A 17607-nucleotide genomic window follows, 5' to 3' on the forward strand; every position below is an offset into this window, starting at 1 on the left:
TACCCATCCGACTCTCCTGCGGAGGCACGGGATGTTGACGACACGAAGGCGTGTGATGACGGTCGCGGCGGCGGTCCTGGGCGGGTCGCTGCTCGTGACCGCCTGCGGCGGCTCGGACAGCGGCGGGTCCGCGGACGGCAAGACGCTCAAGCTGTGGCACTACGAGGGCGCCGACAGCGCGATGGGCGCCGCCTGGAACGAGGCGATCAAGGAGTTCGAGGCCAAGCACCCGGGCGTGAAGGTGAAGTTCGAGGAGAAGGGCTTCGAACAGATCCAGAAGACGGCGCCCATGATCCTCAACTCCTCGGAAGCGCCGGACCTCATGGAGTACAACAAGGGCAACGCGACCGCGGGCCAGCTGTCGAAGCAGGGCCTGCTGACCGACCTGTCGGCGGAGGTCACCAAGCGCGGCTGGGACAAGATGCTCAGCGCGGGCGTGGCCACCACCAGCAAGTACGACACCAACGGCGTCATGGGCTCCGGCAAGTGGTACGGCATACCCAACTACGCCGAGTACACGATGGTGTACTACAACAAGGACCTCTTCAAGAAGTACGGGGTCGCCGAGCCGAAGACGTTCGACGAACTGACGGCCGCCATGGACAAGTTCGTCGCCAAGGGCGTCACCCCGCTCGCCAACGCCGGCGCCGAGTACATGGCGCAGCAGTACCTCTACCAGCTCGCCCTGTCCAAGGCCGACCGCTCCTGGGTCGACAAGTACGAGCTGTACAAGGGCAAGAACGACTTCCACGACCCGGCGTGGACGTACGCGGCCACCACCTTCGCCGACTGGGTGAAGAAGGGCTACATCAGCAAGAAGTCGACGAGCACCAAGGCCGAGGACGCCGGCGTGTCCTGGATCCAGGGCAAGACGCCGATCCTGTTCTCCGGCAGCTGGTGGTACGGCCGCTTCCAGTCGGAGGCCAAGTTCGACTGGGACAGCGGGCTGTGGCCCGGGTCGGACCTGACCCTGGGCTCGGGCGGCAACCTCTGGGTGGTCCCCAAGAACGCCAAGAACAAGGAGCTCGCCTACGACTTCATCGACATCACCATGTCGAAGAAGATCCAGAACATCCTCGGCAACAAGGGCGGTGTCCCCGTCGCGGCCGACACCTCGGCCATCACCGACCCGAAGTCCAAGGAGCTGATCGCCGACTTCAACACCGTCGGCAAGCGCGACGGCCTCGCCTTCTACCCGGACTGGCCGGTCAACGGCTTCTACGACGTCCTCGTCTCCGAGACGCAGAAGCTGATCACGGGCAGTGAGAAGCCGGACGCCTATCTGTCGAATCTCCAGCAGGCCTACGACAAGGGCGTGCCGCAGCAATGACGGTCACCGTCGAACGGGGTGCGCGGACCGGCGGCGGGCAGCCGCCCGCCGGCCCGCGCCGGCCCCGGACCCGCGACTCCTACGCCCTGTTCCTGCTGCCCGGCTTCCTCGCCTTCACGGCGATCATCATCGTCCCGTTCCTGATGAACACGGGCGTGAGCTTCACCGAGTGGCAGGGGATCGGCAGCCCGAAGTGGACCGGCCTCGCCAACTACCGTGACCTGCTGGACGACTCGGAGTTCTGGGCGTCCTTCCGGCACAGCCTGTTCATGGTCGTCGCCATGGCCGTCGTGCCGACGGTGATCGGACTCGTCCTGGCCGCCGCCCTGTTCGACTACGTCGGCAAGCACTTCGGCGGCAAGGTCGCCGCCGTACTGCGCGCCTGCTTCTACCTTCCGCAGGTGCTGCCGATCGCGGTCGCCGGCATCGTGTGGAGCTGGATCCTCGCGCCCGACAACGGCTCCCTCAACGAACTGCTCAAGGCGGTCGGGCTGGGGAGCTGGCAGCAGGACTGGCTCGGCGATCCCGACATCGCGCTGTACAGCGTCATGGGGGTCATGGTCTGGGTGCAGATCGGCTTCCCGCTGGTCGTCTTCATGGCCGGACTCCAGCGCGTGGACCCGCAGTTGCACGAGGCGGCCGAGCTGGACGGGGCCGGCTGGTGGCGGCGCTTCTGGCACATCACGCTGCCGCAGATCCGGCCGGAGATCTACGTCGTGCTGACCTGGTGCACGATCGCCGCGCTGAAGGTGTTCGGCGCGGTGTACGTCCTGACCAAGGGCGGCCCGGGCGGCGCGACCGACGTGCCGTCGTACTTCTCCTTCACCACCTTCTTCGAGAAGACGCAGGTCGGCTACGGCGCCGCGATCTCCACGATCCTCACGGTGATCATCCTGGCGCTGTCCCTGATCCTGCTCAAGCTCCAGACCCGCAGCGAGGAAGGGGACCGCGCATGACGACCGCCCTGCGCCGCTACCCGGTGCTGATCGCCCTGTGCATCGCCGCCCTCTTCATGGTCGTGCCGTTCCTGATCGTCGCGATCAACGCGGTGAAGTCACCGACCGAGTACTCCCAGAACGGCCCCCTCAGCCTGCCCAAGGGCCTGTACACCACCGGCCTGAAGGACTTCTGGGAGCGGGTCGACTACGGCCAGAAGCTGTTCAACTCCGTGCTGATCAGCGGCTCGGTCGCGGTGCTCGCCGCGGCCCTGTCGGTGCTCAACGCGTACGCGATCGGCATCGGCCGGATCAAGGGCCGCACCTGGGTGCTGGCGTTCTTCGTGCTCGCCAACATGCTCCCGCAGGAGGCGCTGGTCTACCCGGTGTACTACCTGAGCAAGCAGGCCGGGCTGTACGACACCAGACTGAGCGTGATCATCGTGTTCACGGTGATCCAGGCGGCCTTCGGCACCTATCTGCTCTCCTCCGTCCTCGGCCAGTTCCCCCGCGAGATCATCGAGGCGGCCCGGATCGACGGCGCGAACAAGTGGCAGGTGCTGTGGCGGATCGTCGTCCCGGTCAGCCGGCCCACCATCGGCGTGCTCCTGGTCTTCTTCTTCATCTGGACCTGGAACGAGTTCCTGCTCCCCCTGGTCATGCTGATCTCCAACGACAACCAGACGGTGTCGGTGGCCCTCGGCGTGCTGCAGGGCCAGCGTCTGATGGACGCCACCATGACCAACGCGGCGGCCCTGCTCGGCGTGCTGCCCGCCCTCGTCTTCTTCCTCGTCTTCCAGCGGACGCTCACCCGCGGCATCGCCGTGGGAGCCGTGAAGTAAGGACCCCCACATGAAGTTCACCGACGGCTACTGGCTGCTGCGCGAGGGCGTCACCGCGGCCCACCCGGTCGAGGTCCTCGACGTCACCGCCGCCGAGGACGCGCTGGACATCCACGCGCCGACCCAGCCCATCCGCCACCGCGGCGACCTGCTGAAGGGACCGGTCGTGACGATCAGCGCGCACGCCCCGATGCCCGACGTCATCGGCGTCACCTTCACGCACTTCGAGGGCGAGCAGCCCCGCGGCCCGCGGTTCGAGCTGGGCAGCGAGGACTTCGCGGTCCACACGGAGTACGACGAGCAGCACGCGACGCTGACCTCCGGCGCGCTCTCGGTCCGGGTGGCCCGCACCGGCCCCTGGCACGTGGACTTCCTCGCCGACGGCCGCACCCTGACCACCAGCGGCCCCAAGAACATGGGCATCATGCGGGACGCCACCACCGGGGCCCACTACCTGCGCGAACAGCTCAACCTGACGGTCGGCACCTCCGTCTACGGCCTCGGCGAGCGCTTCGGGCCGCTGGTCAAGAACGGCCAGGTCGTCGACATCTGGAACGCCGACGGCGGCACGGCCACCGAACAGGCCTACAAGAACGTGCCGTTCTACCTCACCGACGCGGGCTACGGCGTCTTCGTCGACCACCCGGGCAGGGTGTCCTTCGAGGTCGGCTCGGAGGCGGTGTCCCGGGTGCAGTTCAGCGCCGAGACCCAGCAGCTGACGTACTACGTCATCTACGGGCCCACGCCCAAGGACGTGCTGCGCAAGTACACCGCCCTCACCGGCCGCCCCGCGCTGCCGCCCGCCTGGTCGTTCGGCCTGTGGCTGTCGACGTCCTTCACCACGTCGTACGACGAGGAGACGGTGACGTCGTTCATCGAGGGCATGCGGGAGCGCGAACTGCCGCTGTCCGTCTTCCACTTCGACTGCTTCTGGATGCGCGAGTTCAACTGGTGCGACTTCGAGTGGGACCCGCGGGTCTTCCCCGACCCCGAGGGCATGCTCGCCCGGCTCAAGGCCAAGGGCCTGCACATCTGCGTCTGGATCAACCCCTACATCGCGCAGCGCTCGCCGCTGTTCGCGGAGGGCAAGGCGCTCGGCCACCTGCTGAAGCGGCCGGACGGCAGCGTGTGGCAGTGGGACCTGTGGCAGCCCGGCATGGCGCTGGTCGACTTCACCAGCCCGGCGGCCCGCGACTGGTACGCCGCGAAGCTGGAGGCGCTGCTCGCCCAGGGCGTCGACTGCTTCAAGACGGACTTCGGCGAGCGGGTCCCGGTCGACGTCGCCTACGCGGACGGCTCGGACCCCGAGCGGATGCACAACTACTACACCTACCTCTACAACCGCACCGTCTTCGACGTGCTGCGCAAGCACCGCGGCGAGGGCGAGGCGGTCGTGTTCGCCCGGTCGGCGACGGCCGGCAGCCAGAAGTTCCCCGTGCACTGGGGCGGCGACTGCGAGGCGACGTACGAGTCGATGGCGGAGTCGCTGCGCGGCGGCCTGTCGCTGGGCCTGTCCGGCTTCGGCTACTGGAGCCACGACATCGGCGGCTTCGAGGGCACCCCCACACCGGCCCTGTTCAAGCGCTGGCTCGCCTTCGGCCTGCTGTCCTCGCACAGCCGGCTGCACGGCAGCTCCTCCTACCGCGTCCCGTGGCTGTTCGACGAGGAGTCCGTGGACGTGCTCCGCCTGTTCACCCGGCTGAAGCTGAGCCTCATGCCCTACCTGTACGAGGCGGCGCGCACCGCGCAGGCCGAGGGCGTGCCGATGATGCGGGCGATGGTGCTGGAGTTCCCCGACGACCCCGGGTGCGCGCACCTGGAGCGGCAGTACATGCTGGGGCCGGACCTGCTGGTGGCGCCGGTGTTCAGCGACGACGGCGACGTCTCGTACTACGTCCCCGAGGGCACCTGGACGCACTTCCTGAGCGGGCGGACGGTGACCGGGCCGCGCTGGGTGCGCGAGCGGCACGGCTTCTCCAGCGTGCCGCTGCTGGTCAGGCCGGGCGCGGTGATCCCGGTCGGCGCGGTCGACGACCGGCCCGACTACGACTTCGCCGACGGCGTCACCCTGCGGGCGTTCGACCTGCGGCGGGGCGCGCAGGTGACGGTCCCGGTCGGGGAGGTCGTCTTCACCGTCGTCCGCGAGGGGGACACCCTGCGGGCCTCGTGCAGTGATCCGGCGGCGCCGTGGGCGCTGACGGCCGGGGAGCGCACGGCACGGGCACAGGCGGGCACCGGGTTCCTCTCCCTGGAGCTGGGCTGATGGTGAAGATCACCGATGTGGCGCGGCACGCCGGGGTCTCCCCCAGCACCGTCTCCTACGCACTCAGCGGCAAGCGGCCGATCTCCGAGGAGACCCGGCAGCGGGTCGAGGAGGCCATCCGCGAGCTGGGCTACCGGCCGCACGCCGGCGCCCGCGCCCTGGCCAGCAGCCGGTCCAACGTCCTGGCGCTCGTCGTCCCCTTACGCGCCGGCATCCACGTGCCGGTGGTGATGCAGTTCGCGGTGTCGGTGGTGACGACCGCCCGGCGCCACGACCACGACGTGCTCCTGCTGACCCAGGAGGAGGGCGAGGACGGGCTGCGCCGGGTCGCCGACACGGCACTGGTCGACGCGCTGATCGTCATGGACGTCCAGCTCCACGATCCCCGCCTGGACCTGCTGCGCTCACTGGAGCGGCCGTCCGTGCTGATCGGCTTCCCCGCCGAGCCGGCCGGGCTGACCTGCGTCGACCTGGACTTCAAGGCGGCCGGGGAGGCGTGCGTGGAGCACCTGGCGCGCCTGGGCCACCGGGTCGTGGCGCTCGTCGGCTCGCCGCCTGAGGTGTACGTGCGCGGGACGGCGTTCGCGCAGCGGGTCGTGCAGGGGTTCACGGCCGCCGCCGACCGGGGCGGGCTGTCGTCCTCCGTGCACCCCTGCGAGGCCACACCGGCGGCCGCCCGGCTGGTCGCCGAGCAACTCCTGCGCGAGCAGCCCGCGTTGACCGGGATCGTCGTCCACAACGAGGCGATCCTGGAACCCCTCACGGACGCCTTCGAACAGCTCGGGCTGCGCGTCCCCGGCGACCTGTCCGTCACCGCCATCTGCCCCGACGAGATCGCCGAGTCCGTCCGCGTCCCCGTCACCTCCGTCGCCCTGCCGTCCGCCGAGCTGGGCGAGCGGGCGGTGCAGCTGCTGATGAAGAAGCTGGACGGCGGCGCCGTACCGGACGCGACCCTGCTCGCGCCCCGCATCACGGAGCGGGCGAGCACCGCACCGAGAAACACCTGACGCACACCTGCCGTACCTCAACACCCGTCTGCAAGGCCCTACTTCCGAGGGAGCCGCGTCATGACAGGCAAGAGAAGACACAGATTCGCGTACGTCCTGGCCCTCACCCTGGTCGCCGCGCTCGGCGCCGCCGTGCCCGCGCACGCCGACCCCCCGTATCCCTTCCGCGATCCGGGCCTGCCGGTGGACGCCCGGGTCGCCGACCTCCTCGGCCGCCTCACCCTGGACGAGAAGGTCTCCCTGCTCCACCAGTACCAGCCCGCGATCCCGCGCCTGGGCATCCAGTCGTTCCGCACCGGCACCGAGGCCCTGCACGGCGTGGCCTGGCTGGGCAAGGCCACCGTCTTCCCGCAGGCCGTCGGGCTGGCCTCCACCTGGGACCCGGCGCTGATGCGGGACGTCGGCTCGGCGGTCGGCGACGAGGCCCGCGGCTTCCAGCAGACCCGCCCCGACGGCTGGGGCCTGAACCTGTGGGCGCCGGTGGTCAACCCGCTGCGCGACCCGCGCTGGGGACGCAACGAGGAGGGCTACTCCGAGGACCCGTACCTCACGGGCGCGATCTCGACGGCCTACGGCACGGGCCTGACGGGCGGCGACCCCGACCACCTCAAGACGGCCCCCACCCTCAAGCACTTCCTCGCCAACAACAACGAGGCCCACCGCGACACGACGTCCTCCGAACTGCGGCCGCGCGTCGCGAAGGAGTACGACGAGCAGGCCTTCAAGCCTGCGCTCGAGGCGGACGCGGCGACCGGCGTGATGTCCTCGTACAACCTCGTCAACGGCCGCCCGAACACGGTGAACCCGGCCCTCGACGACACCGTCCGCACCTGGACCTCCCAGCGGCTGCTCAACGTCACGGACGCCTACGCGCCCGGCAACCTGGTCGGCAGCCAGAAGTACTACGGCACCCAGACGGAGGCCGACGCGGCGGCGCTCAAGGCCGGCATCGACAGCTTCACGGACAACGACCGGGACTCCGGGCCGACGACCACGGCGATCAGGTCGGCGCTGGCCGACGGCCTGCTGAAGGAGTCGGACATCGACAAGGCCGCGGGGGACGTGCTCGACGTCCGCGTCCGGCTCGGCGAGTTCGACCCGGGCGGCGGTAGGTACGGCTCCATCGACGCCTCCGTCATCGACAGCCCGGCGCACCGCAAGCTGGCGCGGAAGGCGGCCACCGAGGCGGCGGTGCTGCTGAAGAACCAGGCGGGCGCCCTGCCGCTGAGGAAGTCCGCGAAGGACGTGGCCGTGGTCGGCCCGCTCGCCGACACCCTGTACACCGACTGGTACTCGGGCACCCTGCCCTACGCCGTCACACCCAAGGACGGCATCGAGGCGAAGCTCGGCACCACGGTCGCGAGCAGCGAGGGCGTCGACCGGATCGCGCTGAAGGACACGGCGACCGGGAAGTACGTCACGGCGGGGGCGGGCGACGCGGGTGCGGCCCTGAAGGAGAGCGCCACGACCGCGGACACGGACGCCCAGTTCGACGTGTTCGACTGGGGCTCGGGCGTCGTCACCCTGCGCTCGGCCGCCAACGGCCGGTACGTCGGCTACAACTGGTCCGGCTTCGTCAACGACCAGACGCAGCCCAACGGCTGGTACGTCCAGCAGCAGTTCAAGCTGGAGGCGCAGGACGACGGCACGTACCTGCTGCGGTACGCCGGCTACGAGACCCAGGAGTCCTGGTGGACCAGCCCGGTCTACCTCGGCCCGACGGGGACGGACGGCACGCTCGGGCTGGTGCCGAAGGACCGGGCCGCGCGGTACACGAAGGACGTGGTCCGCAGCGGGGCCGCCGACGCGGTGGCGGCGGTGAAGGGCCGGGACGCGGCGGTCGTCGTGGTCGGCTCCGACCCGTCGATCAACGGCCGCGAGGCCCACGACCGCACCGACATGGGCCTGGCGCCCGCACAGGAGTCCCTGGTCAGAGCGGTGCGCGCGGCCAACCCGCACACGGTGGTGATCGTCGAGAACAGCTACCCGACGACCCTCGGCTCGCTGCAGAAGGAGGTCCCGGCGCTGCTGTGGACCACCCACGCGGGCCAGGAGACCGGCAACGCCCTGGCCGACCTGCTCTACGGCGACGCGAACCCCTCGGGCCGCCTCACCCAGACCTGGTACCAATCCGAGTCCGACCTGCCCTCCCTCCTGGACTACGACATCATCAAGTCCGGCCGCACCTACCAGTACTTCACGGGCCGGCCGCTCTACCCCTTCGGCTACGGGCTGTCGTACACCTCGTTCCGTTACGGCAAGGTGAGGCAGGTGAAGGGCGGCTACGAGGTCGCGGTCACCAACACCGGCGGCCGGGCCGGCGCCGAGGTCGTCCAGCTCTACGTCCACCAGCGCGCCTCCCGTGACGAGGAGCCGCTGAAGCAGCTCAAGGCCTTCCAGCGGGTGTCGCTGAAGCCGGGCGAGACCCGGACGGTACGGCTGACGGTGCGGCCCTCGGACCTGGCGCACTGGGACGTCACCCGCTCCCGGTGGGTGGTGGAGAAGGGCACGTACGACGTGCTGGTGGGCTCCTCGTCCGCCGACCTGCCCGCCCGGACGGCCTGGCGGGTCGACGGCGAGACGATCCCGCCCCGCGACCTGTCGAAGGTCACGCGCGCGGAGAACTTCGACGACTACTCCGCGGGCATCCACCTCGTCGACGAGTCCAAGGCCGCCGGTACGGCGGTGTCGGCGGCCTCGGACGGGGCGTGGCTGAAGTTCGCGGACACCCGGCCGGCCAAGGGCGCGGGCGAGTTCAGCGCCCGCGTCGCCGGCTCGGCGGGGTCGGTCGAGGTGCGGCTGGGCTCGCCCACCGGGCCCCTCGCCGCGACCGCGCGTTTCGCGGGCACCTCGTCGCCGTACGACTACACGACGGTGACCGCGAAACTGTCGGCGGCGGCGAAGGGCCGCGGGGACGTCTATCTGGTCCTGGGCAAGGACGTACGGCTGTCGACGTTCAGCCTGCGCTGAGGCCCCAGGTCTGCCCGAGCCGATAGGCGGCGCACAGGTTCACGTCCAGGAGGTAGGCCCCGGCGGCCCCGCACTGCCCGGTGCCGCTGCCGGGGTCCACCGGCTGGCCGTGTCCCATGCCGGTGATGCTGTACGTCTCGACGGCCGGGTTCCCCGCCGGGTCCCTGAAGACCTGGTGGGGATAGCCGGCCACGGTGTCGCTGACGTCGGCGCTCTGGTCGGCGCCGTGCACGTTCGTCCACTGCCGCATCAGGTCGGTCATGTTGACCGGCTTGACGGTGTAGTCGGCGCTGCCCTGGAAGACGGTCAGCGTCGGCCAGGGCCCGGAGTACCCGGGCCGGGCGGCGCGCACCCGGTCGCCCCACTGCGCCGGGGTCTGCGTGGCGCCGACGTACATGCACACGTACGGCGATCCGGCGGCCTGCGCGCACCCGTAGGGCAGTCCGGCGACGACCCCGCCGGCCGCGAACTTCTCCGGGTAGGCCGCCATCATCACGGCGGTCATGGCGCCGCCGGCGGACAGCCCGGTGACGTACACGCGCGAGGCGTCGCCGCCGGCGTCGGCGAGCTGGCGGTCCACCATCTGCGCGACGCTCGCCGCCTCGCCCTGCCCGCGTTCGATGTCGCCGGTCTGGAACCAGTCGAAGCAGGAGGAGGCGTTGTTCGCGGATGTCTGCTGCGGCAGCACCACGGAGAAGCCCCACCGGTCGGCGAGCTGGATCCAGCCGCTGCCGGTGCCGTACCCGGCGGCGTCCTGGGTGCAGCCGTGCAGGGCGACGACGACCGGGCGGCCGGCGGGCAGGCCCGCGGGGACGTACCGGAACATGCGCAGGGCCCCGGGGTTGGACCCGAAACCGGTGACCTCCTGGAGGGAGGCGGCACGGGCCTGACCTGACGGGATCAGGGCGAACAGAGCGGTCAGGGCGATCAGCAGGGTCGCCAGGCGGGCGAGGCGGCTTGCGGCTCTGGTGTGTGTCATGGGGAGGGACCGTAGAAGCGTGAACCAGTCGCCGATATGGAGCCGGACCCCATAAACACACCGAGGGCCCGGTGGTCTGAGACCACCGGGCCCTCACATGAGGAGTGGAGATGGCGGGAATCGAACCCGCGTCCAACGGTGCGGAACCAGGGCTTCTCCGTGTGCAGTTCGCTGCGATTTTCTCGGCCCCGGCGATCACGCGAACAAGTCGCCGACGGGCCCAGTCACTGTTTGATTTCCCTCTTCACCCCGTGACCGGGATCAAGGTTTAGTCCCCTAGCTGATGCCAGGATCCGGGTCGGGAACACCCCCGGGCTGACACTCCCATCAAGGAGCTATTCGATCACTACCTGATCAGGCAGCGAGAGCGAAAAGCTCGGGAGAATCGCTCTTGGAATTGGCGATTATTTGTTTCGGCCTGTGGTTTACGAGATCATGGCCGCTTTCTCGACACGCTTCCCCTGCTTCGACAGCCGCTGTCGAAACCGATCATCCCCATGTTGTGTTTTCAAGCCCCTCCGGAGAGGGTTGCGCACCCTCTGTGGGGTGCAGTGCCATCGTACGTGACCAACGCACGCCGATGCCACCGTATTCCCGCGAGGTCAGGCGCCCCGCTGCTTGCGCTTCGCCGCCGCGATGGCGCGGTCCGACTCCCGCCGGTCCTGCTTCTCCCTCAGTGTCTGGCGCTTGTCGTACTCCTTCTTGCCTCGCGCCAGCGCGATCTCGGCCTTCGCCCGGCCGTCCTTGAAGTACAGGGCGAGCGGCACGACGGTGTGACCGGTCTCCTCCGACTTGACCGCCAGCTTGTCGATCTCCTCGCGGTGCAGCAGCAGCTTGCGCTTGCGGCGCGCGGAGTGGTTGGTCCAGGTGCCCTGGGCGTATTCGGGGATGTGGGCGTTGTGCAGCCACGCCTCGCCCCCGTCGATCTGGACGAAGCCGTCCACCAGCGAGGCACGGCCCTGGCGCAGCGACTTGACCTCGGTGCCGGTCAGGACGAGGCCGGCCTCGTAGACGTCGATGATCGCGTAGTCGTGCCGGGCCTTCTTGTTCTGGGCGACCAGCTTGCGCTTGCCGCCCTTCTCGCCGTCCCTGGCCTTGGCGGCGCCCCCGCCCTGCTTGGGCTGGGCCTCCTTGGGTACGTACATTCCCTTGCTCATAGTGCTGTCCATTTTCGCACTACGGAGGGGGTCCGCGGCCAGTCCTTAATCGGCGTCGCCGAGGCCGCTGAGCACGGTCTCCGCCCGCTGGACGGCGAGCGGCCCGTCGGCCCGGTCCACTTCCAGGTCGGGAGTGATGCCGTGGTCGTCGACGGTGCGCCCGGAGGGGGTGCGGTAGTGGCCGACGGTCAGTTCGGCGACGGAACCGCCAGGGAGCCTGCTCGGCATCTGCACCGAGCCCTTGCCGAAGGTGCGGGAGCCCACGACGACCGCCCGGCCGCGGTCCTGCAGGGCCCCGGTGAGCATCTCGGCCGCGCTCATCGTGCCGCCGTCGACGAGCGCGACCAGGGGTCTGGTGGTGTCGCCGCCGGCCTCGGCGTGCAGAACGCGCTGCTCGCCGTCCACGTCGTACGTGGCGACAAGGCCGCCGTCGAGGAAGGCGGAGGCGGTGGTGACGGCCTCGGTGACCAGGCCGCCGGAGTTGCCGCGCAGGTCCAGGATGACGCCGGTGTCGGCGCCGGCCCGGCGCACGGCGGTGCGGACGAGGTCGCCGGAGCCCTTGGTGAACGCGGCGATCTTGATGACGGTGATACCGCCGGGGAGCTTGCGGACGGTCACCGAGTCGGTGGACAGCCGGGCCCGGCGCAGCGTCTGCGTCCACGCGCGCGTGCCCCGCTCCAGGCCGAGCCGGACCGCCGTGCCGGCGGGGGCGTCGGTGGCGTCGCCGCGCAGTAAGGAGACGACCTCGGTGACGGGCTGCCCGTCGACGTCCCGGCCGTCGATGCTGCGCAGCCGGTCGCCCTGGTGGATCCCGGCGTCGGCCGCGGGGGATCCGGAGGCGACCTTGGTGACCTCGATCCGGCCGTCGCGTTCGCGCCGCGCCCACAGGCCGACGCCGGTGTACCGGCCGTCGAGGGATTCCTGGAACTCCTCGTACTCGCCCTGGGAGTACACGGCGCCCCAGCGGTCCCCGCTGCGGCTGACGGCGCGCTCGGCGGCCTCCATGGGGGACTTGCCGTCCGCCAGGGCCTCCTCGGCCGCCCTCGTGACGTCCTCGTGGTGCCCGGCCGGAACGGCCGAACGGGCCTGTCCGGCAGCGGTTTTCCGGTCGAGGTCCGGGAAGGAGCCCATGGCCGCGCCGGCGACGAGGACACCGGTGAACAGCAATGTCAGGGCGGCCCCGCGGCGGCCGCGGCGGGGCTGGCAGAACAGGTCACGACCTGACATGCCGGTGAGTCTAGGACAACGACAGGGGCCGTACGGCTTCTTGACCGTACGGCCCCCTTGGCATGCGTCACACCTTCAGGTACTTGCGCAACGCGAAGAACGCCGCCAGCGCGGGCATCAGCAGACTCGTCGCGAGGATCAGCGGCAGCTTGGTCAGCACGGCGTCCCAGCCGATGAAGTTGATCAGATTCAGCTTGTGGGACAGGTCGAGGCCGTGGTCGATGATGAAGTACCGGGCGATCACCAGGAAGCCGCACGCGACCGTCCCGCCGATGAGCCCGGCGACCGCGGCCTCCATGATGAACGGCGCCTGGATGTAGAAGCCCGAGGCACCGACCAGGCGCATGATCCCGGTCTCGCGCCGCCGGCTGAACGCGGACACCCGCACCGTGTTGACGATCAGCATCAGCGCAACGACGAGCATCAGCGCCATGATCGCCCGCGCCGCCCAGTTCATGCCGTTGAGCAGCCCGAAGAGGTTGTCGAGGATGCCCTTCTGGTCCTGCACGGACTGCACGCCGTCCCGCCCGTCGAAGGCGGTCGCGATGACCTGGTACTTCTGCGGGTCCTTCAGCTTGATCCGGTACGACTCCTGCATCTGGTCCGGCGTGAGGGAGCTGGCCAGCGGGGAGTCCCCGAACTGCTCCTTGTAGTGCTTGTAGGCGTCGTCCTGCGACTCGTAGACGACCTTCTGGACGACGTCCATCTTGTTCAGGTCGGCGAGGATGGACTTCTTCTGGTCCTCGGTGACCGCGCCCTTGGCGCAGTTGGGGTCCGACTCCGCGTCGCTCTTGTTGCAGAGGAAGATCGAGACGTTGACCTTGTCGTACCAGTAGCCCTTCATGGTGTTGACCTGGTCGCTCATCAGGAGCGACCCACCGAAGAGCGCCAGGGACAGGGCGACGGAGACGACGACGGCGAACGTCATCGTCAGGTTGCGGCGGAGACCGACACCGATCTCGGACAGTACGAACTGGGCGCGCATGGCGTGTTGTTCAGGCCTTTCCGTGGACAGTCGTCAGGTGCGTCAGTGCTGGTAGCCGTAGACGCCGCGGGCCTGGTCGCGGACGAGGCGGCCCTTCTCCAGCTCGATGACGCGCTTGCGCATCTGGTCCACGATGTTCTGGTCGTGCGTCGCCATGACCACCGTCGTACCGGTGCGGTTGATCCGGTCGAGCAGCTTCATGATGCCGACGGAGGTCTGCGGGTCGAGGTTGCCGGTGGGCTCGTCGGCGATGAGCAGCTTGGGCCGGTTGACGAAGGCGCGCGCGATGGCCACACGCTGCTGCTCACCACCGGACAGCTCGCCGGGCATCCGGTCCTCCTTGCCGCCGAGCCCGACGAGGTCGAGCACCTGCGGCACGGACTTGCGGATCTCGCCCTTCGACTTGCCGATGACCTCCTGCGCGAAGGCGACGTTCTCCGCCACCGTCTTGTTCGGCAGGAGCCGGAAGTCCTGGAAGACCGTCCCCAACTGGCGCCGCATCTGCGGCACCTTCCAGTTGGAGAGGCGCGCGAGGTCCTTGCCCAGCACGTGCACCTGACCGTGGCTGCACCGCTCCTCGCGGAGGATCAGCCGCAGGAAGGTGGACTTACCGGAGCCGGAGGACCCCACGAGGAACACGAACTCGCCCTTCTCCACTTCCAGGGACACATCCCTGAGTGCGGGGCGGGTCTGCTTGGGGTAGACCTTGGAGACGTTGTCGAATCGGATCACGGATGCACCACGGGTAGCCGGGGGTAGATGAGCGTGACCATACGCGAGTCCGGAGGGCGACCGCAGGCGCGAGCACGGGTTGGGTACTGGATGCGTCTTTTGTGCACCGGCGGCGGCGAGACGAACAGCACGCACCCTGTCGGAGCGACCCCCGCGCACCCTTCGGAGGAACCTGGCACAGTAGAGAAGGGAACGTTCGCCGACCTCCGAGCGTTCTTCCAGTGAAACCGTGGGTCAAGGAGGGCGAGCGCATGACGTACGACCGGCTGGTGTGCGCTAACTGCGCGGCGCCCGTGAGCGAGGGCCGGTGCCCCGTGTGCCGCGCGAACCGCGAGCGGCTGCAGCAGGAGAACTTCTTCGCGGGTCTGAACCCCATGGCGCTGATCGCGCTGCTGGCGGTGCTCATCGCCACCGTCGCGCTGCTCGCCCACCAGACCGCGTAACGCCCGCACAGAGGCGCCAGGACGCCCGAAGGGCCCGGGGCGAGTCCCGCTCCGGGCCCTTCGTCGTACGTCGTCGCACACGCTGTGCGCAGGGACGGCTACCGTCAGGCAGCGGTACCGCCGCGGCCGCCCACGAGACGCGGCAGCAGGCGGAAGCCGACGCCACCGGCGATCATCGTGGCCGCGCCGACCAGCAGGAACGCGGTCTGGCCGGCACCGGTCTCGGCGAGCTGTCCACCGCTGCCCTGGGCCGAGGTGTTGGTCGAGCTGCCGGTGTCGGTGAGGGCCGAGGAGCCCTCCTCCTGGGGGGAGTCGTTGGAGCCGCCGTTGGGGTCGGTCTCGTTGCCGCCCGTGGAGCTGCCGCTGTCACCACCGGTCGAGGTGCTGCCACCGCCGGTCGAGCTGCTGCCGCCACCGGTCGAACCGGAACCGCCGGAGTTGCCGCTGCCACCCGAGTTGCCCGAGCCGCCGGAGTTGCCGGAGCCACCGGAGTTGCTGCTGCCGCCCGAGTTGCTGCTGCCACCGGAGTTGCTGCCGCCGCTGCTGTCGTCGCCGCCGGTGGTGGTGCCACCGATCGAGACGGTGCCGCCGATCGCGGCGGCGCCGCCGCCGGTGGTGTCGTCACCGCCGGTCGTGGTGTCGCCGCCCGTGGTGGTGTCGCCGCCGGTCGTGGTGTCGCCGCCGGTCGTGGTGTCACCGCCGGTCGTGGCACCGGGCGGGCAGTCCGGGTTGGTCGCGATGTCACAGGTAGGGTCGCCATCGGCGCTCACCCCGACATTGATGTCCAGGGCGGAAGCGGCGCCTGCGGCGGTCAGCGAGGCACCCGCGGCGATCACGGCGCCCGCGGCTATCCGCGCGACGCGGATCCGCGTCTTCTTCGTCATATGTGTGCTACCCCCAGTAGCTGATCGTCAGTAGGGCGGCGCTCGGGGCCGTGATCGACGGAGACAGCTACGAAGCCCCCCGGTTCACATGCGCCCCAGAGATACGCATGCCACGCTTTACCCTTCCGATTTTTCAAAGCAACGTCAAGGCCGTTGCGTGCGCAATGTCCATTTGCGTCTCGTTTACAGGGAGTTGGAACCTGTGAGTGTGATGTAAAACCCAGACAAACGACAACTGCCGCCACAGGGGCGGCAGTTGTCATGTCGACAAAGGAACTCGGGGAGGCTACTTCTCCTGCTGCTTGCGCCAGCGAATACCGGCCTCCAGGAACCCGTCGATCTCGCCGTTGAACACGGCCTCCGGGTTGCCGACCTCGTACTCGGTGCGCAGGTCCTTGACCATCTGGTACGGGTGCAGGACGTACGAACGCATCTGGTTGCCCCAGGAGTTGCCGCCGTCGCCCTTGAGGGCGTCCATCTTGGCCTGCTCCTCCTGGCGGCGCCGCTCGAGCAGCTTGGCCTGGAGGACGTTCATCGCGGTGGCCTTGTTCTGGATCTGCGACCGCTCGTTCTGGCAGGAGACGACGATGCCGGTGGGGATGTGGGTCAGGCGCACCGCGGAGTCCGTGGTGTTGACGCCCTGGCCGCCGGGGCCCGAGGAGCGGTAGACGTCCACGCGCAGCTCGGACTCGTCGATCTCGATGTGGTCGGTCTGCTCGACCACCGGGAGCACCTCGACACCCGCGAAGGAGGTCTGGCGGCGGCCCTGGTTGTCGAAGGGCGAGATGCGCACGAGGCGGTGGGTGCCCTGCTCGACCGAGAGGGTGCCGTAGGCGTACGGCACGTGCACCGCGAAGGTGGTCGACTTGATGCCGGCCTCTTCGGCGTACGACGTCTCGATGAGCTCCGTCTTGTAGCCCTTGCCCTCCGCCCAGCGCAGGTACATGCGCTGCAGCTTCTCGGCGAAGTCGGCGGCGTCGACGCCACCCGCCTCGGCGCGGATGTTGACCAGCGCCTCACGGGAGTCGTACTCGCCGCTCAGGAGCGTACGGACCTCCATCTCGTCCAGCGCCTTCTTGACGGCGGTGAGCTCGGACTCGGCCTCGGCGCGGGTGTCCGGGTCGTCCTCCTCCTCGGCCATCTCGAAGAGCACGGAGAGATCGTCGATCCGCCCGCGCAGCGCCTCGGCCTTGCGCACCTCGGCCTGCAGGTGGCTCAGCTTGCTGGTGATCTTCTGCGCCTCGTCCGGGTTGTCCCACAGGGACGGCGCGGCCGCCTGCTCCTCGAGCACGGCGATGTCTGCCCTCAGCTTGTCGAGGTCCAGAACGGCCTCGATCGACTCCATGGTCGAGGAGAGGGACTTGAGCTCTTCGGATACATCGACGACTGCCACGCCCTCCAGCCTAACGGCTCCGCCGAGGGACGAGCGTCCGGCTGGGGCGGGCGCAACGGTACGACCCGGCGCCACAGCCGCGGGCAGTCGTGCCGCTGGGGCGGCACGGGTGGGCGCGGCGGCACCCCGCGGGCGCGGGTGGAGCGAATCCACCCCCGGCCCGCCCCGGCCCCGGGCACCCGGCATCACCGGCACCGGACGCGGAGGTCACGGTGACTGCGGTGCCGAGTGCTTCGTGTCCTGCGGTGTCGCCCCCGCGCCGTCGTCGGAGGTGGCCCACCAGGTCCCGACCCCGACCGCCGCGACCAGCACCACCGCACCGGCCCCGAGGGCGATCCGCCTGCGCCGCGTCACCGCCCGGTGGCGGGCCGATCCCGGCCTCGGCGCCCCGGCCGCTCGCGGCACCCGGGCCGTCCCGCGGGCCCCGCCCGCCAGCTCGTCCGGCCCCGGCACCCGCATC

The 17607-nt window shown here is 69.8% G+C and carries 14 protein-coding genes, 1 other RNA gene and 1 pseudogene; 7 read left to right on the forward strand and 9 right to left on the reverse strand.

The window, feature by feature from the left end; genetic code table 11:
- Positions 1-31 precede the first annotated feature (31 nt).
- From M8J74_RS36605 to M8J74_RS36630, 6 genes are read left to right on the forward strand one after another with little or no spacing between them, the layout of a single operon-like run.
- Positions 32-1330 carry an ABC transporter substrate-binding protein gene (locus M8J74_RS36605; protein WP_249840558.1) on the forward strand — a complete coding sequence of 433 codons (1299 nt, stop codon included), beginning with the start codon at positions 32-34 and terminating at the stop codon, positions 1328-1330.
- Positions 1327-2286 carry a carbohydrate ABC transporter permease gene (locus M8J74_RS36610; RefSeq protein WP_249840559.1) on the forward strand — a complete coding sequence of 320 codons (960 nt, stop codon included), beginning with the start codon at positions 1327-1329 and terminating at the stop codon, positions 2284-2286. The genes M8J74_RS36605 and M8J74_RS36610 overlap by 4 nt, the downstream gene beginning before the upstream one ends.
- Entirely contained in the window at positions 2283-3107 is an 825-nt protein-coding gene (locus M8J74_RS36615) for a carbohydrate ABC transporter permease (protein ID WP_249840560.1), read from the forward strand. The genes M8J74_RS36610 and M8J74_RS36615 overlap by 4 nt, the downstream gene beginning before the upstream one ends.
- A 10-nt stretch (positions 3108-3117) precedes the next feature.
- Positions 3118-5370 carry an alpha-xylosidase gene (gene yicI, locus M8J74_RS36620; RefSeq protein ID WP_249840561.1) on the forward strand — a complete coding sequence of 751 codons (2253 nt, stop codon included), beginning with the start codon at positions 3118-3120 and terminating at the stop codon, positions 5368-5370.
- The gene (locus tag M8J74_RS36625) at positions 5370-6377 is read left to right on the forward strand and encodes a LacI family DNA-binding transcriptional regulator (protein WP_249840562.1); all 1008 of its coding nucleotides are present in this window, start codon (positions 5370-5372) and stop codon (positions 6375-6377) included. Before yicI ends, M8J74_RS36625 begins: the two co-directional genes overlap by 1 nt.
- 60 nt (positions 6378-6437) lie before the next feature.
- The gene (locus tag M8J74_RS36630; protein WP_249840563.1) at positions 6438-9347 is read left to right on the forward strand and encodes a glycoside hydrolase family 3 protein; all 2910 of its coding nucleotides are present in this window, start codon (positions 6438-6440) and stop codon (positions 9345-9347) included.
- On the opposite strand, the gene M8J74_RS36635 is transcribed toward M8J74_RS36630, so the two are convergent.
- The 6 genes from M8J74_RS36635 to ftsE all read right to left on the reverse strand — a co-directional run bounded on the left by M8J74_RS36635 (position 9334) and on the right by ftsE (position 14427).
- On the reverse strand, positions 9334-10326 hold the full coding sequence (locus M8J74_RS36635) for an extracellular catalytic domain type 1 short-chain-length polyhydroxyalkanoate depolymerase (protein ID WP_249840564.1): 993 nt from the start codon (positions 10324-10326) through the stop codon (positions 9334-9336). The two genes, M8J74_RS36630 and M8J74_RS36635, sit on opposite strands and share 14 nt — an antisense overlap.
- 102 nt (positions 10327-10428) lie before the next feature.
- Positions 10429-10823, reverse strand: a transfer-messenger RNA (tmRNA) gene (ssrA, locus tag M8J74_RS36640).
- Positions 10824-10928: 105 nt separating this feature from the next.
- Positions 10929-11471, reverse strand: a complete 543-nt coding sequence (gene smpB / locus M8J74_RS36645) for an SsrA-binding protein SmpB (RefSeq protein ID WP_249840570.1) — start codon at positions 11469-11471, stop codon at positions 10929-10931.
- A 57-nt stretch (positions 11472-11528) separates the two neighbouring features.
- Complete coding sequence (locus M8J74_RS36650) at positions 11529-12710, reverse strand: S41 family peptidase (protein WP_249840565.1); 1182 nt, start codon at positions 12708-12710, stop codon at positions 11529-11531.
- Positions 12711-12777: 67 nt separating this feature from the next.
- Positions 12778-13695, reverse strand: coding sequence for a permease-like cell division protein FtsX (gene ftsX / locus M8J74_RS36655; protein WP_249840566.1), 918 nt, complete (start codon positions 13693-13695; stop codon positions 12778-12780).
- Positions 13696-13737: 42 nt separating this feature from the next.
- On the reverse strand, positions 13738-14427 hold the full coding sequence (gene ftsE, locus M8J74_RS36660; RefSeq protein WP_030943440.1) for a cell division ATP-binding protein FtsE: 690 nt from the start codon (positions 14425-14427) through the stop codon (positions 13738-13740).
- 251 nt (positions 14428-14678) lie between these two features.
- Here ftsE and M8J74_RS36665 point away from each other — a divergent pair, with 251 nt between their 5' ends.
- Positions 14679-14870, forward strand: a complete 192-nt coding sequence (locus tag M8J74_RS36665; RefSeq protein WP_058928376.1) for a hypothetical protein — start codon at positions 14679-14681, stop codon at positions 14868-14870.
- Positions 14871-14974: 104 nt separating this feature from the next.
- On the opposite strand, the gene M8J74_RS36670 is transcribed toward M8J74_RS36665, so the two are convergent.
- The 3 genes and pseudogenes from M8J74_RS36670 to M8J74_RS36680 all read right to left on the reverse strand — a co-directional run.
- Entirely contained in the window at positions 14975-15754 is a 780-nt protein-coding gene (locus M8J74_RS36670; protein ID WP_249840567.1) for a hypothetical protein, read from the reverse strand.
- A 286-nt stretch (positions 15755-16040) separates the two neighbouring features.
- Positions 16041-17147, reverse strand: a complete 1107-nt coding sequence (gene prfB / locus M8J74_RS36675) for a peptide chain release factor 2 (RefSeq protein WP_249840568.1) — start codon at positions 17145-17147, stop codon at positions 16041-16043.
- A gap of 207 nt (positions 17148-17354) precedes the next feature.
- Positions 17355-17607 (reverse strand): annotated as a pseudogene (locus M8J74_RS36680) (serine/threonine protein kinase); the annotation flags it as partial.

The organism is Streptomyces panaciradicis (genome assembly GCF_023516615.1).
In the GTDB taxonomy this organism is placed as follows: Bacteria; Actinomycetota; Actinomycetes; order Streptomycetales; family Streptomycetaceae; genus Streptomyces; species Streptomyces panaciradicis.

Bases quoted from the DNA above. Each gene is read 5' to 3' on its own strand.
- M8J74_RS36605 (WP_249840558.1), top strand. From the start codon at position 32: ATGTTGACGACACGAAGGCGTGTGATGACGGTCGCGGCGGCGGTCCTG.
- M8J74_RS36610 (WP_249840559.1), top strand. From the start codon at position 1,327: ATGACGGTCACCGTCGAACGGGGTGCGCGGACCGGCGGCGGGCAGCCG.
- M8J74_RS36615 (WP_249840560.1), top strand. From the start codon at position 2,283: ATGACGACCGCCCTGCGCCGCTACCCGGTGCTGATCGCCCTGTGCATC.
- yicI (WP_249840561.1), top strand. From the start codon at position 3,118: ATGAAGTTCACCGACGGCTACTGGCTGCTGCGCGAGGGCGTCACCGCG.
- M8J74_RS36625 (WP_249840562.1), top strand. From the start codon at position 5,370: ATGGTGAAGATCACCGATGTGGCGCGGCACGCCGGGGTCTCCCCCAGC.
- M8J74_RS36630 (WP_249840563.1), top strand. From the start codon at position 6,438: ATGACAGGCAAGAGAAGACACAGATTCGCGTACGTCCTGGCCCTCACC.
- M8J74_RS36635 (WP_249840564.1), bottom strand. From the start codon at position 10,326: ATGACACACACCAGAGCCGCAAGCCGCCTCGCCCGCCTGGCGACCCTG.
- smpB (WP_249840570.1), bottom strand. From the start codon at position 11,471: ATGTACGTACCCAAGGAGGCCCAGCCCAAGCAGGGCGGGGGCGCCGCC.
- M8J74_RS36650 (WP_249840565.1), bottom strand. From the start codon at position 12,710: ATGTCAGGTCGTGACCTGTTCTGCCAGCCCCGCCGCGGCCGCCGCGGG.
- ftsX (WP_249840566.1), bottom strand. From the start codon at position 13,695: ATGCGCGCCCAGTTCGTACTGTCCGAGATCGGTGTCGGTCTCCGCCGC.
- M8J74_RS36665 (WP_058928376.1), top strand. From the start codon at position 14,679: ATGACGTACGACCGGCTGGTGTGCGCTAACTGCGCGGCGCCCGTGAGC.
- M8J74_RS36670 (WP_249840567.1), bottom strand. From the start codon at position 15,754: ATGACGAAGAAGACGCGGATCCGCGTCGCGCGGATAGCCGCGGGCGCC.